The sequence below is a fragment of the Ensifer sp. Root142 genome, from assembly GCF_001426785.1.
In the GTDB taxonomy this organism is placed as follows: domain Bacteria; phylum Pseudomonadota; class Alphaproteobacteria; order Rhizobiales; family Rhizobiaceae; genus Ensifer; species Ensifer canadensis.
In genome coordinates, this window is record NZ_LMFK01000001.1 from 735,785 (window position 1) to 755,624 (window position 19,840).

General features: G+C 62.1%; 17 protein-coding genes. 15 read left to right on the plus strand and 2 right to left on the minus strand.

Annotated features, from left to right (window positions below; all coding sequences use genetic code 11):
- The first annotated feature begins 226 nt into the window (after nt 1–226).
- Complete coding sequence (locus ASD52_RS03535) at nt 227–685, plus strand: Rrf2 family transcriptional regulator (protein WP_025429223.1); 459 nt, start codon at nt 227–229, stop codon at nt 683–685.
- 138 nt (nt 686–823) lie between these two features.
- On the plus strand, nt 824–2,050 hold the full coding sequence (locus tag ASD52_RS03540) for an acyl-CoA dehydrogenase family protein (protein WP_057222856.1): 1,227 nt from the start codon (nt 824–826) through the stop codon (nt 2,048–2,050).
- Between the two features lie 336 nt (nt 2,051–2,386).
- On the opposite strand, the gene ASD52_RS03545 is transcribed toward ASD52_RS03540, so the two are convergent.
- Complete coding sequence (locus ASD52_RS03545; RefSeq protein ID WP_057222857.1) at nt 2,387–3,784, minus strand: LLM class flavin-dependent oxidoreductase; 1,398 nt, start codon at nt 3,782–3,784, stop codon at nt 2,387–2,389.
- Between the two features lie 81 nt (nt 3,785–3,865).
- The gene (locus ASD52_RS03550) at nt 3,866–5,083 is read right to left on the minus strand and encodes an SfnB family sulfur acquisition oxidoreductase (RefSeq protein WP_057222858.1); all 1,218 of its coding nucleotides are present in this window, start codon (nt 5,081–5,083) and stop codon (nt 3,866–3,868) included.
- Nucleotides 5,084–5,475: 392 nt separating this feature from the next.
- Here ASD52_RS03550 and ASD52_RS03555 point away from each other — a divergent pair, with 392 nt between their 5' ends.
- The 13 genes from ASD52_RS03555 (at nt 5,476) to repB (ending at nt 19,591) form a co-directional block, all read left to right on the plus strand.
- A complete protein-coding gene (locus tag ASD52_RS03555) occupies nt 5,476–5,862 on the plus strand; it encodes a hypothetical protein (protein WP_025429219.1) in 387 nt (128 codons plus the stop codon).
- Nucleotides 5,863–6,080: 218 nt separating this feature from the next.
- Nucleotides 6,081–6,983 (plus strand): LysR family transcriptional regulator, encoded by a 903-nt coding sequence (locus tag ASD52_RS03560; protein WP_025429218.1) that lies wholly within the window; start codon nt 6,081–6,083, stop codon nt 6,981–6,983.
- A gap of 153 nt (nt 6,984–7,136) precedes the next feature.
- Entirely contained in the window at nt 7,137–7,625 is a 489-nt protein-coding gene (locus ASD52_RS03565; RefSeq protein ID WP_057222859.1) for a GAF domain-containing protein, read from the plus strand.
- A 61-nt stretch (nt 7,626–7,686) separates the two neighbouring features.
- Nucleotides 7,687–8,814 (plus strand): NAD(P)-binding domain-containing protein, encoded by a 1,128-nt coding sequence (locus ASD52_RS03570; RefSeq protein ID WP_156612909.1) that lies wholly within the window; start codon nt 7,687–7,689, stop codon nt 8,812–8,814.
- A 345-nt stretch (nt 8,815–9,159) separates the two neighbouring features.
- A complete protein-coding gene (locus tag ASD52_RS03575; RefSeq protein ID WP_057221051.1) occupies nt 9,160–9,339 on the plus strand; it encodes a hypothetical protein in 180 nt (59 codons plus the stop codon).
- A gap of 264 nt (nt 9,340–9,603) precedes the next feature.
- The gene (locus ASD52_RS03580) at nt 9,604–10,548 is read left to right on the plus strand and encodes an ABC transporter permease (protein WP_057222860.1); all 945 of its coding nucleotides are present in this window, start codon (nt 9,604–9,606) and stop codon (nt 10,546–10,548) included.
- Nucleotides 10,545–11,363 (plus strand): ABC transporter permease, encoded by an 819-nt coding sequence (locus ASD52_RS03585; protein ID WP_025429213.1) that lies wholly within the window; start codon nt 10,545–10,547, stop codon nt 11,361–11,363. The genes ASD52_RS03580 and ASD52_RS03585 overlap by 4 nt, the downstream gene beginning before the upstream one ends.
- Nucleotides 11,360–12,988 carry an ABC transporter ATP-binding protein gene (locus tag ASD52_RS03590; RefSeq protein ID WP_057222861.1) on the plus strand — a complete coding sequence of 543 codons (1,629 nt, stop codon included), beginning with the start codon at nt 11,360–11,362 and terminating at the stop codon, nt 12,986–12,988. The genes ASD52_RS03585 and ASD52_RS03590 overlap by 4 nt, the downstream gene beginning before the upstream one ends.
- 1 nt (nt 12,989) lies before the next feature.
- Nucleotides 12,990–13,847, plus strand: a complete 858-nt coding sequence (locus tag ASD52_RS03595; protein WP_057222862.1) for a serine hydrolase — start codon at nt 12,990–12,992, stop codon at nt 13,845–13,847.
- 53 nt (nt 13,848–13,900) lie between these two features.
- Entirely contained in the window at nt 13,901–15,445 is a 1,545-nt protein-coding gene (locus tag ASD52_RS03600) for an ABC transporter substrate-binding protein (RefSeq protein WP_057222863.1), read from the plus strand.
- Nucleotides 15,446–15,559: 114 nt separating this feature from the next.
- Nucleotides 15,560–16,999 (plus strand): M20 family metallopeptidase, encoded by a 1,440-nt coding sequence (locus tag ASD52_RS03605; RefSeq protein ID WP_057222864.1) that lies wholly within the window; start codon nt 15,560–15,562, stop codon nt 16,997–16,999.
- Nucleotides 17,000–17,276: 277 nt separating this feature from the next.
- A complete protein-coding gene (repA, locus tag ASD52_RS03610) occupies nt 17,277–18,530 on the plus strand; it encodes a plasmid partitioning protein RepA (RefSeq protein WP_107027553.1) in 1,254 nt (417 codons plus the stop codon).
- 5 nt (nt 18,531–18,535) lie between these two features.
- On the plus strand, nt 18,536–19,591 hold the full coding sequence (repB, locus tag ASD52_RS03615) for a plasmid partitioning protein RepB (RefSeq protein WP_057222865.1): 1,056 nt from the start codon (nt 18,536–18,538) through the stop codon (nt 19,589–19,591).
- The last annotated feature ends 249 nt before the right edge of the window (nt 19,592–19,840 follow it).

Below are 19,840 nucleotides of genomic sequence, written 5' to 3' on the forward strand. Positions count from 1 at the left end.
GCGTCGGGCCAGATGAGCAAATCATTGCTGCTCTGCCTTAGATTCGACAATAAAATTCACAAAATCTATGCAGAAACTTACGTAATTTCTTGAGAGTGACGCGGTTTCGGTGTATGGCATCTTAAGCGAAAACAGTGCGGCCGTCACAACCCGTTGCCTCCGGTGATACCAACGTCGGTGCGGAACGGACTTGTGGCGGCCTTTGTGTTCAGGAAAGCGAAGTGCAATGTTGACCAAGAAGGGTAAATACGGGCTGAAGGCCCTTGTCGACCTGGCTCAACTGGAGCCGGGCGAAACCGCCTTCATCACTGAAATCGCCACCCGCAACAATATCCCGAAGAAGTTCCTCGATGCGATCCTGCTCGAACTTCGCAATGCCGGGATACTGCGCTCGAAAAAGGGGCCGGGCGGCGGCTATTCGCTTTCCAGACCGGCGTCCGATATTCGTATCGGCCAGGTCATCCGCACGCTGGACGGGCCGTTGGCGCCGATCCGCTGTGCGAGCCGCACGGCGTTCGAAGCCTGTGACGACTGTTCCGATCCGGTCAACTGTCATGTGCGCAAATCGATGAGCGACGTGCGTGATGCGGTCGCGTCGATCCTCGACAATATGACGCTCGAACAGTTTGCAGCCAACGACAACGCCACCGAGATCGTGGCGCTCAGAGATGTTGAAGTCGGCTGACCGTCTTGAGGTCAACGGCCGTCTTCTCGGCAACGGCGGGTAGGACTTTCCCGCTGGCGCCTGCGAGTTGAAATCTAGTTTCTGTTATTGTCTATAGAATAAATGCACTATTTCGCCTCCACCAATGGAGAGAGGCGAATGAGCAACGTGCATTTCCTCCGGGAACCCGAACCGGCCAATACCGAACAGGAAGAAAAGCGCCAGCATCTGTTTGCGCAGGCGACCGAGCTTTCGAGCCAGTTTGCGCAACGCGGCGCCGAGCTTGATCGCTTGGGCTTGCCGCCACGCGACGAAATCGAAGCGCTGCGCCAGGCGGGTCTGCTGACGGCGCTGCACGCCCAGGAAATCGGCGGAGCGGGCTTGAGCTGGCTTGATGGGTTGCGTCTCGTCCGGATCATCTCGCGTGGCGAAAGCTCTATCGGCCAGCTGCTCGGCTATCACTATGTCAACAGCCAGTATGTCTACTGGGCGACTGCCGATGGGAGGCAGGCCTGGGTGCTCGGTGCCGAGACCGTCGAACGCCAGCTCTACTGGGGTGCTGCCGTCAACCCGCGGGATCCGGGGCTCGTGCTCGAACGGCGCGGCGGCCACTATGTGCTCAACGGCCGCAAGACGTTCTCGACCGGCGCGCATGTTTCCGATCGCATCAACGTCAACGCGACGCTTGAGGGCAAGATCGCCAATTTCGTCGTTCCGACGGATCGTCCGGGTTATGTCGCCCATGACGATTGGGACAATATCGGCCAGCGCCTGTCCGATAGCGGCAGCGTCGAGTTTCGCGATTTTCCTGTCTACGAGCGCGATTTCATTCTGCCGCTTGCCGAACCGTTCGATCCGCCTCAGGTGCAGGCGACGTTCAACACGCCGCTGATCCAGCTGGTGTTTGTCAATTTCTATCTCGGAACGGCGGAAGGCGCACTCGCCGCCGCAATCGACTATGTCAGAACCACCACGCGACCCTGGATCACATCAGGCGTGGCTCGTGCCAGCGACGACCCCTACATTCTCGAACGCGTCGGCGAGTTGCAGGCTGCCTTGAAAGCATCCGTCGCTTTGGCCGACGTTGCGGCGGGCGTTGTCGAGGCCGCGTTGTCGAAAGGGCGGTCGGTGACGGAGCGCGAGCGCGGGGAAGCAGCACTTGAAGCCTATGCTGCCAAGATCAACGCCACCCACGTGGCGCTCGATGTGACGACGAAGGTGTTTGAACTAATGGGAGCGCGTGCCACGGCAGCGCATCATGGCTTCGATCGCTACTGGCGCAACGTCCGGACCCACACGCTGCACGACCCGGTCTTCTACAAGGCCCGCGAGGTCGGCGACTTTGCTTTGAATGGCCGAATCCCGCCTGTGAGCCTATACAGCTGACCTCGAGAGGTCAGGGCCCGGTGGACGAACCATCGGGCACTGGCACCGATGGAACGCGCTCGGATCCTTCCGGGCGCTTGGGCTGCTGACAGGGGCCGGCCGGCTGACGAGCGAGGCGCTGGCTTTGATCGGCGTCTGTTCTGTTCTTTCCGCCATGCTCGGGCTTGACCGAGCATCCCCGCGTTTCTCGCGATGGACGCATCGCGCCTGGATTCTCGGGTGAAGCCCGTGGATCGCGACGCGGCATACGACTGCCACGTATGCATAGTCATACTCTTGCGCGGCCCGAGGATCCGAGCGCCCCCAGCCATCGAGCAATTAATGCCGAGTGTGCTCCTATGCGGAAGCCGCGATCGCCTGCGCGTTTCCGGCGAGTTCCCGATAGCCTGCGCCGGGATGGGGTGCTGCGAGCCGTGGGCCGGCGCCGAACAGCTTTTCGCGGAGCGTGCCTTCGCGATAGCTGGTCTTGTAGACGCCGCGCTTCTGCAACTCCGGGACCAGCAGATCGACCGCATCCTCGAAGGTTTCGGGTGTGACGGCATAGGCAAGGTTGAAGCCATCGACATCCGTGTCTTCGACCCACTCCTGCAGCAGATCTGCGACCGTTTGCGGTGAGCCGACGAAGACGGGGCCGAAGCCGCCGATACCGACCCAGTCGGCCATTTCGCGTACGGTCCAGACCTTATCGGGATCGATCGTCGTAAAGGTCTCGACCGCAGATTGGACCGCATTGGTATAGCGGTGGCGCAACGGTTCGTCCGGCGCGAACTGGCCGAAATCGATGCCGGTCCATCCGGAGATCAGCGCCAGCGCGCCTTCATAGGAAACATGGCTGCGATACTCATCGAACTTCCTCTTCGCGTCCGCATCGGTTTCGCCGAGGATCACGGTTTGGAGATTGAATGTGAGGAGGTCGCGCGGATTGCGCCCCGCACGCTCGGCCGCCTCGCGCACATTCGCGACGTATCGCTTCAGAACGGTTTTCGAGGGGGCTGCGACGAAGACGCACTCGGCATGGGTGCCGGCAAAATCCTTGCCGCGGCTGGAGGCGCCTGCCTGGTAGAGGACAGGTGTGCGTTGCGGCGACGGTTCGCTGAGATGGATGCCCGGCACGGTGAAATGCCGCCCTTGGTGGTTGATCGCATGCACCTTGTCCGGATCGGTGAAGATGCCCCCTATCCGGTCGCGCACGACCGCGTCGTCTTCCCAACTGCCTTCCCAGAGCTTGTAGCAGACCTCGAGATATTCTTCCGCGATGTCGTAGCGATCATCGTGCCGTGTCTGCTGCGCCTGGCCGATATTGAGCGCACCGCTGTTAAGATAGGAGGTGACGATGTTCCAGCCGACGCGGCCCTTCGTCAGATGGTCGAGCGTCGAGATTCGCCGCGCGAAAGTGTAGGGGTGCTCGAACGAAAGCGAGGCCGTCAGCCCGAAACCCAGATGTTGCGTCGCGTGCGCCATGGTCGGCACCAGCTGCAGCGGGTCGTTGACGGGAACCTGGGCGGAATGCCGGAGCGCCGCCTCTACATTGCCGTTCAGCACGTCATAGACGCCGAGCACATCGGCAATGAACAACCCGTCGAACTTGCCGCGTTCAAGCGTCGTTGCCAGATGCACCCAGTAGTCGAGATCCTTGTAACGCGACGACTGGTCGCGCGGATGCGTCCAAAGCCCTGGCGATTGATGGCCGACACAGTTCATGTCGAAGGCATTCAGCCGGATTTCGCGGCTCATATCCGTCTCCTCGTAGAAAGCTGCATACGTCCCCGGCAGATCGGTGCCGATTTTCCAGGGTAAGGCGGCGTCAGGGCAGGGTCAGAGCGCGCCGTTCTTCGGTGGCGCGACGCCGTTCAGGTGGTAGTTGCCGACGACGTGATACTTCCAGCGCACCGGATCATGCAGCGTGTGGGTGCGGGCGTTGCGCCAGTGGCGGTCGAGGTTGAGGCCGATGCGGGTGGACGACGTGCCGGCGAGTTCGAAGAGCGTGTTGGTGGCTTCGAGCGCGATTTCTGTTGTCAGTACCTTGGCGGCGGCGACCGCCAGCGTCGCCTCGATGACGCTTTCCTCGGTGCCGTTGATCTGGGCGATGTCGACCTTCTTGCCGGCACGCTCGACGATGGCGGTCGCCGCCTCAAGGCGGATCGCGAGTTGTCCGATGCGGGCGATTGTCAGTGGATCGTCCGCTGCCCGTTCGACGCCGCTATCCATCCAGGGCCGTGCCCGGTTGCGCACGAAGTCGAGCGTCTCGGCGAAGGCGGCGCGCGCGATGCCGAGATCGATGCCGGCGTGGATGATCTGGCCGACCGAGCCGATCGTCGTCGGACGTTCGAAGCCGCGATGATGGCGCACCACCGCGTCGGCCGTGACGTATACATTCTGCAGCACCGTCGTGCCGCTGCCGGTGGTGCGCTGCCCGAAGCCGTCCCAGTCGTCGATGACCTGCAGGCCATCGGCACCGCGCGGCAGGAAAGACATGGTGAGTTTTTCGTCCGGATCGAGCGCGAACACGACAATCCATTCGGCAAAGAGCACGCCGGTCGAATAAAACTTGCGGCCGTTGAGGCGGTAGCCAAGACCATCAGGCGTCAGGCGCGTTGCGTAGTCGCCGACGGTTTTTGTGTCCTTTTCGGAAAGCGCATTGCCGAAGCGGTCGCCAGCGAGCGCGCGTGCGAAGAAGAATTTCTTCTGTTCCTCCGTGCCGTCGGTGCGCAGCGCTTCGAGAATATAGAAATGGTTCTGGGGGATCTGGCCGATCGAACTGTCGGCTTCGGACAGGATGGCGGTGATTTCCGCCAGCACCGCGTTGGAAACGTCGATGCCGTCATAGTCGGAGGGCACGGTGATTGCGAGGAGACCGGATTGGGCAAGGGTGTCGAGCTCATCGAATGGCAGGATCCGGTCGGTATCCCGCTCGTTTGATCGATTGGCAAAATCGCCCGCGAGTTCGCGCGCAATTTCCAGCGCCTCCTCCTCGCTTCCGATCCGGTGTGCCGGGAGCTTCGTCTTCTCGGAAAGCTGCGAGATCGTTCCCATATGATCGCTCCATTTCGATAGTGGCGCATATCTGTGAATTATCTGGCGTCTTCAGGTAAGATCGTATATTCTATGGAATATATGGATATTAGTTTTTCGTTCCTGATGTTCTGACGAATGGTCGGCCCTTTCAAGCCGATACAGCGATATGGAGCACGAATTGGCTGTCGACCGGGCGTGGCGGGTGCAGTTCCAAAACCGCCGTCCTCAAAAAATTTCAAAAAAAGTTGCCGGTCGCTTGGAACCATTGTCGCGCTTCTGCATTTCGCCATGGCCTGCAGTCTACCGATTGTGTGGTCGTCAAAGTACCGGCCACACGGCACGATGACAAATACATGCTGACAGTATTGGCCATTCGCGTTTCCCGGCCTTAACCACTGAAGGAGACACAAATGACGAATTTGCTGCCCGCTCTTCATGAAGGGCATGCCTCCATCATCCTGCAAAATCTCTTTCGAGATGCCCTTGAGGCCTATGATGATTGGGGCGAGGGGATGCCTGAACCCGTGGTTTCGTTTGAAGGCAAATTGCTGCCGATCAGGGTCGTCTTCGACTGGATGAAACCTTGCACGGATATCATGCCTGCAAACATGATCGGCATCGTCACCGATCGATTAAGCAAACCCTGGATTGGCGACGGTCCGCTCGATAAAATGACGTTTTCGACGGCGGCGCGCGTCATGTCCGTTCTGACCAAACGTCAGTTGCGTCGTTATGGCAGCGGCTCGATCGAGGTCTTTGCCGAGCGCTTCAAACCATCGCTACGCGTCGACGTCTGATCGACGACGAGACAGCCTGAACAAGCCGGAGAGCGCACGCGTGCTCTTCGGCACCCACCATCTCCATATCCTAACGGTCCATCCTGGCCTTGCGCATCAGTTGTTCTGCCCAGGCGGAGTAATCGCACGCCTGACGCTGCCGTCGAATACGGCTTCCTAGATTGTCCGCCTTTTCGTAAACACGGAGAAGATGGCAATGGGATGGATGCGGAGCCGGCATGAATTTTCGACAATTGGAAGTGCTGCGCACCCTGCTTGCCACCGGCTCGACGATCGCGGCGGCGAAAACCATGGGGCTCAGCCAGTCCGGTGTCAGCCGTCTGCTGCAGCAACTGGAAGAGGACCTGTCGCTGACGCTGTTTGCGCGCGACAAGGGCCGGCTGATCCCGACGCCCGAGGCGCTGAAGCTGTCCGAGGATGCCGAGCATATTCTGCTCGGGATCGATCGCTTCACCAATCTCGCCCAGGATCTTCGCAGCGGCGCCGTCGGCCCGGAAGTCGTGCGCATCGGCCTGCCGAACAGCATGTCCGAAAGCTTCGCCCCGGCGATGCTGGCGGATTATGCCAAGGATTTCCCCGGTGTGCGGGTCGAAACCTTCTTCGATACGACCGTGGCGATTGCCCGCCTTGTCGAACAGCGCATCATCGATTTCGGCTTCCTGCGCTACGAGGGGCAACTGAGCGCCAGCCTCGAAATGCAGCCGGTGGCGGGCGGCGTCAGCGTCTGCGTCATGGCGAAGAGCCATCCGCTGACGGCGCTCGACCACGTCACCCCGAAGGAACTCAGGGGCATACCGCTGATCCTGATCGGTCGCCGGCGGCCGACCCGGGTCATGCTGGACGAGATCTTTCGAAAGGCGGGCGTGCCGCAAAAGGTCAAGATCGAGACGCACAGCAACAGCTCGGCCTGCGCCTATGCCGCCCATGATCTTGGCGTTGCAATCATCAGCAGTTTTTTCGCCAACCTGCATCGGCATCTCCCGATTGAAATCAGGAGCTTTACGCCGCACCTGACGCAGGATTTCGGCGTCGCAACCGCCGCCGGCGTGCCGCTGTCGATTGCGGCTCAGGCGATGATCGATTGCCTGAAGCGACAGGTCGCCACTTCACAAGAGCCGTGAGGGTCTGAATCCGGACATCGGCGTCGGGTCGCGTTTGTCGAACCGTTTTCCGCCAGCGCTCCGTTTCGCTGCCGGCGCGGACGCGCTGCAATTGGCAAATGTCGGGCGCGGCACTACATTGCCAGTCCGTATGATGAGAGAGTGAAAGAGATCATGTTCCAGGCGGCGGTAATCGACACAGGCGACAAGACCGAATTCTATCGGGAGTTGGCGCAGCAACTCGAAGCGCTGCTGCATGGCGAGCCCAATATGATCGCGAACGCCGCAAACACCTCGGCGCTGATGTACCAGACGATGCCCGACCTGAATTGGGCCGGCTTCTACTTTCTCGATTCTGATGACGAATTGGTGCTCGGGCCATTTCAGGGCAAGCCCGCCTGCGTGCGCATTCCTGTCGGCCGTGGCGTCTGCGGCACGGCCGTAAGGGAAGGGCAGTCGATCCTGGTCGAAGACGTGCACGCGTTTCCCGGTCATATCGCCTGCGATGCGGCGTCCCGCTCCGAACTCGTGGTTCCCGTCCGACGCCAAGGCCGGGTGATCGGTGTCATCGACCTCGATAGTCCTAAACCGGCACGTTTCGACCGGGACGATCAGGCCGGCATCGAAAAACTGGCCGCGATCTTTGCCGCGGCGATTGGCTGAAAGTCGCCGCCGTGGATGATCTGATGAGCAGTGATCAGCCTTCGGTCTTGGCTGCGTGATGATGGACATCCAGAACGCCTTTGCCCCCGCCAGCGAGGCCGAGACGCATGCGCGCGTCGCCCGCAAGATCGACATCGTCGTCATCGGTGCCGGACAGGCGGGTCTGTCTTCGGCTTATCATCTGAGCCGGTTCGGGCTATCGCCTCAGATGCAATATGTCGTTGTCGACCGATCGCCACAGCCGGGCGGCGCCTGGCAGTTTCGCTGGCCGTCGCTGACGCTGAGCACCGTCAATGGCATTCACGATCTTCCCGGCATGAAATTCGCCGACGCCGTCGATACCAGCATGGGCGAAGTCCACGCTTCCGTCGCCGTCCCGCAATATTACGGCGCCTATGAGAAGGCATTCGACCTTCCCGTGCACCGACCGGTTGCCGTCAAGGTCGTTTGCGAGCGGGGCGAGCGTTTCAGGGTCGAGACCGACGCCGGCGTCTATGCCGCCCGCGGCATCATCAACGCCACCGGCACCTGGGAGTCTCCCTACATTCCACCCTATCCGGGATCGGATCTCTTCAGGGGGCGTCAGCTGCACACCAAGGACTACCAGACCGCCGGGCAGTTTGCCGGGCAGCACGTGCTGGTCGTCGGCGGCGGCATCTCCGCGATCCAGCTGCTCGATGAAATATCCAAGGTGACATCGACCACGTGGGTCACGCGCGAGGAGCCGGCCTTCCGTGAAGAGCCGTTTACCCCCGAGGTCGGACGCGCTGCCGTTGCCATCGTCGAGGAACGCGTACGCCGCGGTCTGCCGCCGGGCTCGGTCGTCTCCGTGACCGGTATTCCGGTGACGCCGGCGATCCTTGCCGCACGCGCACGCGGCGCACTCGAGCGCCAGCCAATGTTTGCCGAAATCACCGAGCATGGCGTGCGCTGGCCGGATGGTCGCGAGCAGCAAGTCGACGTCATTCTCTGGAGTACCGGCTTTCGAAGCGCGCTCGATCACCTGGCGCCGCTGCAACTGCGCAATGCCGATGGCGGCATCCTGATGACCGGCCGGCTTGCGACACAGGTGGCAAAAGACCCGAGGATCCATCTCGTCGGTTACGGCCCGTCGGCTTCCACCATCGGTGCGAACCGGGCAGGCGGTGCCGCGGCCCGCGAGCTCGCCGATCACCTTCAGCTGCTCTAATCGCCGGCCGACGCGATCTCTTCGGCGTTGACGTCGGTGTCCCGCAGAGATTGTGCCCGGCACATCCATCGGCCCGTCACGGCACCGACCCTCGGGCAATGCGTCCAAAGGATGCGACCCTCGATATCAGCCCAAAACTCCGCTTGAGCCGGACGTTGCGTCATACCTTAAACGTGATTCCCGAAGGCGCTTTGAAGAGCCAAGCGTCGAGCCAAAGCGACCCCAGCTTGCGGGAATTACTCCCGTAAATGCCGGCCGATGCGCGTGGCGTTTCACGTCATCGGGCAATGACACCAGTGATTTCGTCTGGTCGTGCTCGAAAGTGATGCAAGGATACGGTCGCGGATGATGTTGCAGGCAACGCAGAAGAAGCGCCAACCGGCCGCCATGACAGTTCGGTTTGTGTTTGCCGGCATCGTCTTCGGCGTGCTCATGGTCGGCATCGCCTCAGCCATCAGCGCCACGGGCAAGCGCGGCGGCCACCTGTTTCCCGATCTCAAGATCGGTTTCAACATCCGTTGGTGATTTAAAGTCCATCGCTGACTGTCTTTTTGCGTCGGCATCGCAGGGCAATGCTCCCCGACTGCAAGCGCGACTTCCGCCCAGCGCATGATGCCGCACGTTATCGGCCCCTTTGGCAGCTCCCATGTCATCCCTTCGTCATAGAGCTATGACGATTCCTCATAATATTGCGCGGTTTTTTCCATTCGATCATAGTCGTGTCAAGAAAAGCCGGCAGGAGGGCCGAATCGCGATGTCGCGCCAGGCTGTTCTCAGTACGGGGAACCCATGATCAAGTTCATACTCAATCGTCTCGTGATGGCGATACCGACGATCGTCATTGTCTCGGTTGCCGTCTTCACGCTCATCCGTCTCATTCCCGGCGATCCGGCCGCGCTGATGCTCGGCGATATGGCCGAGCCGCAGCAGATTGCCGAAATGCGCAGCGTGCTCGGCCTTGACCGAAGCATTCCCGAGCAGTTCGTCATCTGGGCCGGCAACATCCTGTCCGGCGACTTCGGCCGCTCGATCGTCACCGACGAGCCGGTGCTTCATCTGGTGCTGAGCCGCTTCATGGTGAGCGCCGAGATCGTCGTCATCGCCGTGTTCCTCGCGAGCCTGATCGCCGTTCCCGCCGGCGTCATCGCCGCCTGGCGGCAGAACAGCCTGACGGACCTGGCGCTGGTCGGCACGGCCACCGTGCTTCTGTCCATCCCGACCTTCTGGCTCGGCCTGCTATTGCTGCTTGCCTTCGGCCTGAAGCTCGGCTGGCTGCCGGTGCTCGGTTACGTGCCGATCTCGGAAAACTGGACGGCGGGCCTTCTCTACCTCGTCCTGCCCGTCATGACGCTGGTCATCCACGAAATGGGCGTGATCATCCGCATGGCGCGCGCCTCGACGCTCGAGGTTCTCCGGCTTGATTACATCACCCATGCACGGGCCAAGGGACTGTCGGAAAGCGCCGTCCTCTGGAAGCATGCGTTCAAGAATGCGTTCGGCCCAACCTGGACGATGATCGGCCTGATCCTCGGCAATCTGCTCGGCGGTATCGCGGTCATCGAGACAGTCTTTACCATCCCCGGCCTCGGCCGTCTGATGGTCGATAGCATCTTCCAGCGCGACTACCCGGTGATCCAGGGCTGCCTGCTGATCGTCGCCTTCTCCTATGTCGTCGTCAACCTCGTGGTCGACCTCCTCTATCCTCTCTTCGATCCGCGGGTGGTGGCAGAATGAGAAAGCTCACTTTCAACGGCGTCATCGGCGGCGGACTGATCGCCGCTCTGGTCATCACCGCGCTGATCGGCGTGTTCTGGACGCCCTACGATCCCAGCGCGCTGGGCTTCACTTCGCGTCTGGCCGCCCCCGGTGCCGCCCATTGGCTCGGCACCGACGAGTTCGGACGCGACGTTGCCAGCCGGTTGATGATCGGTGCCCGCGCCAGCGTCTGGATCGGATGTCTGACGGTCGCCTTCGCGGTCGTCTGCGGCACCCTGATCGGCCTCATCAGCGGCTATGCCCGCGGCTGGGTCGATGGCGTCATCATGGCCGTCAACAACGCACTGCTCGCCTTTCCGGGCATCCTGCTGGCGCTCGGGCTGCTCGCGGTCTTCGGGGCTAACCAGTACGGCATCATTTTCGCGCTTGGCATCGCCTACACGCCGTCGATGGCGCGTGTGGTGCGCGGCGCCGTCTTGTCGCTGCGCGAACGCGAATTCATCGAAGCCTCGCGTGTCATGGGCAATGGCGAAATCTACACCATGCTGCGCCACATCCTGCCGAACTGCCTGGCACCGATTACCGTGCTGGCGACCTCGATGTTCGGCTGGGCAATCCTGTCGGAGAGCGCGTTGTCGTTTCTCGGCCTTGGCGTGCCGCCACCGGCGCCGACCTGGGGCAACATGCTGGCTGCGGGCCGCCCGTTCATCGAACAGGCCGTCTGGCTCGGTTTCTTCCCCGGCCTTTGCATCGCGCTGACGCTACTCGGCATCAACCTTCTCGGCGACGCGCTCCGCGACAAGCTCGACCCCCGCATGCGAGGCCTGAAATGATCGGCAGTTCCCTACTCAGCGTTCGCGACCTGTCGCTGGCCGTTACCCATAATGGCAACCAGGTGGTCAAGGATGTCAGCTTCGACGTCGGCCCTGGCGAAATCGTCGGCATCGTCGGCGAATCCGGTTCCGGCAAGACGCTCGCGACCCGCGCCATCATCGGGTTGATCCCGCCTGCCGTGCGCCATGCCGGCGGCACGATCAGTTACCGCGGACGGGATGTCCTGTCGATGAAAGATCGCGACCTCCGGCAGTTGCGCGGCGGCGAGATCGGCGTCGTGTTCCAGGAGCCGATGACCTCGCTCAACCCGTCGATGACCATCGGCAGGCAGCTTGAAGAAGGCCTGATCCTGCATACGAAGAAGAGTGCCGACGAGCGTCGGGCTGCGATACTCGACATGCTGAAGCGCGTCGGTCTGCGCGAGCCGGAGCGGGCGCTTGCCGCCTATCCGCACGAATTTTCCGGCGGCATGCGCCAGCGCATCATGCTTGCCTCGGTGATGCTGCTGAAGCCGGCCCTGCTGATTGCCGACGAGCCGACGACCGCGCTCGACGCCGTGGTGCAACGTGACGTCATGGAGCTGATGGTCGAACTGACCAAGGCGGAAGGCACGGCCGTTCTCCTGATCAGCCACGACCTGCCGATGGTGGCGCGCTACACCAATCGCTTCGTCGTCATGGAAAAAGGCGTGATCGTCGAACAGGGCACGACCAAGGACATTCTGAGCGCACCGGAGCATCCCTATACCCGCAAGCTCCTGTCTTCGCTGCCGTTTCGGGCGGCACCGCGCGAACTCGACATGTCGCGGACACCGATGGTGTCGGCGCGCAATATCGTGGTGGAATATCCCGGCCGCAAAGGGCTCTTCCGCAAGCAGGCGCCGAAGCGCGCGCTTCACGGCGTCAGCGTCGACATCCATGTCGGCGAAGTCGTCGCCCTTGTCGGCGGCTCCGGCTCGGGCAAGACGACGCTTGGCCGCACGATCGCCGGTCTCGTCCAGCAGACCGAAGGCGAGATCCTCTTCCAGGGGCGCGAGCGCAGCGCTGACTGGCGTGATTATCGGCTGAACTGCCAGATGGTCTTCCAGGATCCCTACTCTTCGCTCGACCCGCGCATGACCATCCAGGCGCTGGTCGAAGAAGCGCTCCGGCTGGTGCCCGATCTCGACGGTGCGGCCAAGCGCAAGCGCGCGCTCGAAACGCTCGAAGAAGTTGGTCTTAGCGGCGATTTCGCCAGCCGCTATCCGCATGAGCTTTCCGGTGGTCAGCGCCAGCGCGTCGCCATTGCCCGGGCGATTGCCCGGCGGCCGAAGTTCCTCATCGCCGACGAACCGGTCTCGGCGCTCGACGTGACGGTGCGTGCGCAGGTGCTCGAACTCTTCTCCGATCTGCAGAAGCGCTACGGGTTTTCCTGCCTGTTCATCAGCCATGACCTCGGCGTCGTCGAGCAGGTCGCCGACCGGGTGATCGTCATGCAGGACGGCCGCATCGTCGAGCAGGGCGATCGCGACCGGATCTTCGACCAGCCACAGGAAGCCTATACGCGCAAACTGCTTTCGGCGATCCCCGCGCTCGATCTCAATCACACGGGTGGCGTCACCCTCAAATGGCGCCTGGAGGCCTGACATGACCGTAGCGATCAAAACCGCCACGACAGCCGAACGGCTTAATGCCATCGCCGACGCCCAGCCATTCATCACCCGCTTCCTCGTTCGCAACCTTCAGACCGGCGAGACGATCGGACGGGGCGAAAACGAGGAGACGCCTTCGGCCAGCACCCGCAAGACGTCGATCATGATGGCGGCGCTGAAGGCAGCGCACGAGGGCCGGCTCGATCTCGACACGCCCATCACCTACGAGGAGCGGCTGAAGCATGAGGTTGCGAGCGGCATGTTCCGCTACATGACGCCTGGCATCGTCATCCCGCTGCGCGACGCCATCGTCGGGATGATGGTCTTGAGCGACAATGTCTGCACCAAGATGGTGCTGGAGCGGGTGACGCTGGAAGAGGTCGACAGCTACTGCAAGGCGATCGGCATGGCCGGCACTCACCACCGCTTTCTGATCCCGCCGCTTGGCCTGAAGCCGGACCATTCGCTCGGCGAGGTGACGACGACGACGGCTGGTGACCAGATATTGCTGCTCGAACTGATCCTGGCGGCACAGGACGATGGGGCCGCGGCTGCGCGTCTCGGCACATCGGTCGAGCTCTGCCGCTTTGCGCTGCAGACGCTGAAGAACCAGGTGCTGCGCTACGGCATCCGCTCGCGCCTGCCTTTCGAGACCGTCGTCGCCAGCAAATCCGGGCGCGGTAAGCGCGGTCGCATGGACGCAGGTCTCGTCTATCGCAACAGTCAGCCGCTCTACGGCATCGCCGTCTTCACCGACGCCGTGCCGCAAGTGATGGCCGATGGCACGCCTGGCTACACAATTGCGCTCGAAACCATCGGCCAGCTGTCGCAGGCCTGCTGGGACGCGTTTTGAGCCGAAATCAACCGCAACAAACCAACAAGAAACAACTGGAGAAGAGTGGAACCATGAAAAAAATCTTCCTTGCCGGCACCATCCTGATGAGCGCCGTCGGCTTTGCCGAAGCGCGTGACCTTGTGGTCGCGCAGAGCTCTGATATCCGCAGCAACGTCCCGGGCGTCAACCGCGACGGCAACACCGATTCCGTAATCTTTCACATCGTCGAAGGTCTCGTCGGGTACGCCGAGAACGGCGAGGTAAAGCCGCTCGTCGCCAAGAACTTCGAAGTGTCTCCCGATGGCCTGACCTATACGTTCAAGCTGCGCGACGACGTGAAATTCCACAATGGCAACGCGGTCACGGCCGACGACGTCGTGTGGAACTGGAACCGCTACATGGCCGCGGACACCAAGTGGACCTGCGCCGGCGATTTCGACGGCAGCAAAACGATCAAGGTGTCGGCCGTCACGGCTGTCGATCCGACCACGGTAACGATGACGATCGAAAGGCCTTCGGCGGTCTTTCTCGGCCTGATGGCGCGTCCAGAATGCGGCTATACCGGCATCATCGCCAAGGAGTCTGTCGGCGCCGACGGCGCCTTCGTTGCCCCCATCGGTACCGGGCCGTTCAAGTGGGCCGAGTGGAAGAAGGGCGAGTATGTCCGTCTCGAAAAGAACGAAGCCTACGTCTCGCCTGCCAATGACGGCAAGCCGGATGGTATGGTCGGCTCCAAACGGCCGCTGGTCGACGGCATCAAGTTCATGGTCATCCCCGATGCATCGACGGTGAAAACCGGTCTGCTGTCGGGCGCACTGGATACGGCCGAAGTCTCCGCCGACCTGATTTCGGAGTTCAAGGACAGCGAGACGATGCAGCTGATCGTCAAGCGCAACAACGGCAAGAACCTGCTTTACTTCCAGACCCGCGACAAGGTTCTGAGCAACGTTGCCGTGCGCCGCGCCATGGCCGAAGCGCTCGATCTCGACCAACTGGTTGCTGCGGTCTCGAACGGTACGGGCGAAACCAATGCCTCGATGGTGTCGGCAGACTCGATCTTCTATTCGGACGCGCAGAAGACGAAGTTTCCGATGGACCTGGAAAAGGCCAAGAAGGACCTGGCGGACGCCGGCTACAACGGCGAGCCGATCACCATCATCGCCAACAAGCGCGGCAATGTGCCGAGCTTCCCGGCCGCCGTCGTCGCCCAGGCGATGATGCAACAGGTCGGTCTCAATGTGCAGATCGAAGTGCTCGACTATGCGACCCAGGTCGATCGCCGCCGCTCGGGCAACTACCAGGTGATCTCGCAGTCGGTGGCACCGCGCCTCGATCCGGCACTGATGTACAGCTTCTACGTCGGCAACAAAGACAAGAACGCCTCGCTGATGTGGGATAATCCCAAAGCGATCGATTTGATGAAGTCCGCCTATGTCGAGGCCGACCAGGCAAAGCGTCAGGCGATCTTCGACGAATTCCACAAGCTGATGCTTGAGGAAGTTCCCGGCATCTTCATGTACGACATGGTCGACATCTGGGGTGCGACGAAGAAGCTGCACGGCGAGCCCGTCTGGCAGTCGAACACCCGGCTCTGGGAAGTCACGCTCGACGACTAAGTCGCGGCCCGACCGCGTATCGTATCCGGTGGCGGCATCCGTGCCGCCACCTTCCATCTGAAGACAGAAATGCCAATGCGGCCGGCCCACATGTCGCCCGCAAGAGGAATACCCATGCCCCAGCCATCCGTCGTCGCCGCTCTTGCAGATATAGTCGAAGAGTTGAAGCCTGAATTCGCAGCGATGAGCGACGCGATCTGGGACTATGCCGAACTGAGCTTTCGCGAGCACCAGTCGGCGGCGACGCAAATAGCGATGCTGGAAAAGCACGGGTTTCGCATCACGCGGGGAACGGCCGATATCGAAACCGCCTTTACCGGTGAAGCCGGCGCGGGTGGCCCGGTCATTGCCCTTCTCGGTGAATTCGACGCGCTTGCGGGCTTGAGCCAGATCGCCGGCGTCGTCGAGGCAAAGGCGCTTGAAGACGGCGGCACCGGACACGGCTGCGGGCATAATCTGCTCGGCACCGGCTCGCTGCTGGCTGCAGTCGCCCTTGCCCGTTATCTCCGCGAGAACGATCTGCCAGGCACCGTTCGTTACTATGGTTGCCCCGGCGAAGAGGGCGGCTCGGGCAAGACTTTCATGGCGCGCGCCTGCGCCTTTGCCGATGTCGATACCGCACTCACCTGGCACCCAGCACCCTTCAATGGCGTGCGCTCGACCAACAATCTCGCCGTCCTCGAAATCTACTATCGTTTCAAGGGGGTCGCCGCCCATGCCTCGAACGGCGCCCATCTTGGACGGAGCGCCCTCGATGCGCTGGAGCTGATGAATATCGGTGTCAACTTCCTGCGCGAGCACATGCCGCAGGATTGCCGCGTGCACTATGCGATCACCGACGCCGGCGGCAAGGCGGCCAACGTCGTCCAGGCCCGCGCCGAAGCGCTCTACCTTGTGCGTGCACCGCAAATGCCTGAGGCGCTTGCGCTGGCTGCCCGCATCGACAAGGTCGCCAGGGGCGCTGCGATGATGACCGAGACGGAGGTCGAGATCGTCTTCGATCGCGCCGCCACCAATCTTTTGCCGAACATCACGCTCGAGACGGCGATCCACCAGAACATGGTCGCGCTCGGACCGGTTCCCTTCGACGAGGCAGACCTCGAATTTGCCCGTGAGATCCAGAAGACGATGACGCCGGAGGCGATCGCCAGCAGCATCCGGCTTTACCAGATCAAGGGCGACGTCTTCTCCAACAGCCGCATGGACGGATCGAGTGGTCTCCACCTCGGCCTTCGCGATTTCGAGGGCCAATCGCATTTCCGCGCCGGCTCGACCGATGTCGGCGATGTCAGCTGGGTGACGCCGACGGCGCAATGCTGGGCGCCCGCCTGGGCGATCGGCACCGCGCCGCACACCTGGCAGGTGGTAGCGCAAGGCAAGAGCCCCGCGGCACACAAGGCTTTCGCCCACGCGGCCAAGTCGTTGGCGGCGACCGGTCTCGATCTCATCCTCGATCCGGAACTGCTGGCGCAGGCAAAGGCCGAGTGGCGGGAAAAGACCGAAGGCAAGCCCTACCAGTGCCCGATCCCCGATCATATCGGTCCCAAGCTCTGATCCTTCGACGGCAATCGCGTTCACGCGACGTCACGACGAGCCGCCGCCCTTGGGCCGGCGGCCTTTTTGTCTCTTCCGTCTCGCAAGCGTGCAGGATCTTGCCGGCCGGGATGTTCGAATTCGGCTCGATGCCTTGACGCGAATCATTGTCTGCGGCATCTCTGTTACGGAATTTTGTGAATATGTGCCGTTTAGGCGTATCTGAATTAAATCTCTGTTAGTGCATCCCGGTGTCAATGGTGCGGGAAAGCGCGCAAGGAGCATGGCGGGAATGGACATGACGGTAACACAGACGCGATCCGGGACGGACCCTTCCCACGCCCGCCAGCCAGCCGACGAAGCGATCGCGGCCGATGCGCGCGCCCTTTCCGAACAGCTGAAGGCGATGCGCGAGCGGCTGTTTCCGCCAACGGCGATGAAGACGCTTCGCAGCTTCACCTCAGGCGAGGCGGCCAAGCTGATCGGCGTTTCCGACGGTTACCTGCGCCAGCTGTCGCTTGCGGGCGAGGGGCCTCAACCCGATACCGGCACCGGCGGTCGCCGCTCCTATTCGCTGTCCGACATCAACGCGCTTCGCCGCCACCTTGCCGAGCAGGCACTTGCCAAGGGCAATGCCGCCAAGGCGCGCAGCTACCTGAAGTGGCGCGACCGCGAGCGCGGCGAGCACCTGCAGGTCATTTCCGTCACCAACTTCAAGGGCGGTTCCGGCAAGACCACATCGTCGGTCCATATCGCGCAATATCTCGCCATGACCGGCCACCGGGTTCTCGCCGTCGACCTTGACCCGCAGGCGTCGCTTTCGGCGCTCTTCGGCTACCAGCCAGAGCTGGACCTCACCGGCAACGACACGCTCTACGGCGCCATCCGCTACGACGCCGAAGCGCGGCCGCTGAAAGACATCATCCGTCCGACATATTTTGACGGGCTCGACCTGGTGCCCGGCAATCTGGAACTGCAGGAATTCGAGCATACGACGCCGCAGGCACTCAGCGCCCGCCATAGCGGCTCCGATGCCGGCCCGCTGTTCTTCGCGCGGGTGCAGTCGGCACTGGCAAGCGTTGCCGACGATTACGATGTCGTCGTCATCGACTGCCCGCCGCAGCTCGGTTATCTCACGCTGTCGGCGCTTTGCGCCTCGACGTCGGTTCTCGTCACCGTGCATCCGCAGATGCTCGACGTCGCGTCGATGAACCAGTTTCTCTACATGACCTCGGACCTCCTGAGCGTCGTGCGCGAGGCGGGCGGCGAACTCAACTTCGACTTCCTGCGCTATCTCGTCACCCGCTTCGAGCCGAACGACGGGCCGCAGGCGCAGATCGTCGGTTTCATGCGCTCGCTGTTCGGAGACCGTGTCCTGACCTCTGCGATGGTCAAGTCGACCGCCGTTTCCGATGCCGGTCTGACGAAGCAGACGCTCTACGAAGTGGGTCGCGAGAATTTCACCCGCGCGACCTACGACCGCGCGATCGAATCCTTGAATTCCGTCAACGGCGAGATCGAAGCTCTCATTCATGCGGCCTGGGGGCGCTAAAATACATGGCTGGCAACCGCAAGAACGAACTGCGCGCACTCTTTTCCGGAAACGTAGCGCCTGCGCCTGGCGCCGAACCCAATGCGACGAGCTCCGCTGAGATAACGACGCTGACGCCTGCCGCACCTGCTGCCGATACGCCGCGTGCGGCCTCGGGCGCCATCAAGGCCATGGGCCTTTCGCTTGGCAGCATCACCCGCGAGGCAGAAGAGGCGCGATCGCTGCGCGAGGCGCTGCATCAGGGCGAGCGCGTTGTCGAACTTGATCCGGATCTGGTCGACGCCTCGTTCGTCGGCGACCGCCTGACCGATGGTGAGCTCGACGATCCGGACTTCCTGGCGCTTGGCGACAGCATCCGCGAAAACGGCCAGCAGTCGCCGATCCTCGTGCGCCCGCACCCGGAAAAGCAGGGCCGCTATCAAACTGCCTATGGCCACCGCCGGCTGAACGCCGTCCGCAGCCTCGGCATCAAGGTCAAGGCCATCGTCCGGTCCCTGACCGACGACGAACTTGTACTGGCGCAGGGCAAGGAAAACGCCGAACGCCGCAACCTGTCTTTTATCGAGCGGGCGCTGTTTGCCTCGGCCCTGGCCGAGCGCGGCTTTGATCGAAAGGTGATCGGCGATGCGCTCGCCGTCCAGAAGAGCGAGTTGTCGCGGCTGATCCAGGTCGCCGAAAGCGTTCCAATGGCAATCGCACGGGCAATCGGTCCGGCGCCCAAGGTCGGTCGCGAGCGCTGGATGGCGATCGGCGGCCTGCTTGAGGGCGAGCAGGCGCTGCGGAAGGCGCAGGAAGAGATTGGTCTGAGGCGTTTCCTCGAGGCTGACAGCGACCAGCGCTTCCAGTTCGTCTTTGCGCGTCTGTCGCGTACCGAAAGGCAGGATCCGGCCAAACCCGAGGTTCTCACCGACGAGAACGGCCAGGCCTTTGCCAAGCTGAGACGAGACGGAAAGAGTGCACGGATCGAGTTTTCGGCCAATGTCAGCCCGGCGTTTGTCGATGAAGCGATCGAGCTTCTGGCCAGGCATCACGCGGCTTTCGTCGCTGCGCGCCGGAGCTGATCGCTCGGGAATTTGCCGAGCCTATGGCGGTCATTCTCGGGCCGGCGTGACAAGGTCACGGCGGCCCGATTCGTTATGGTCCGTATCTCCGACCGAAGCGGTTGCCCCTGCTGCGCCGCGACGTGCCAAAATGACAATCCGGAAGAAATATTTTCGGCCAGGTTCTGCCAGCGACAGAATGGCGCGATGCCCTTGAGCGGGATGGGGATTGCGGCCGTTTCATCGGTCGTTTTGCCGGGTTGAACGGCG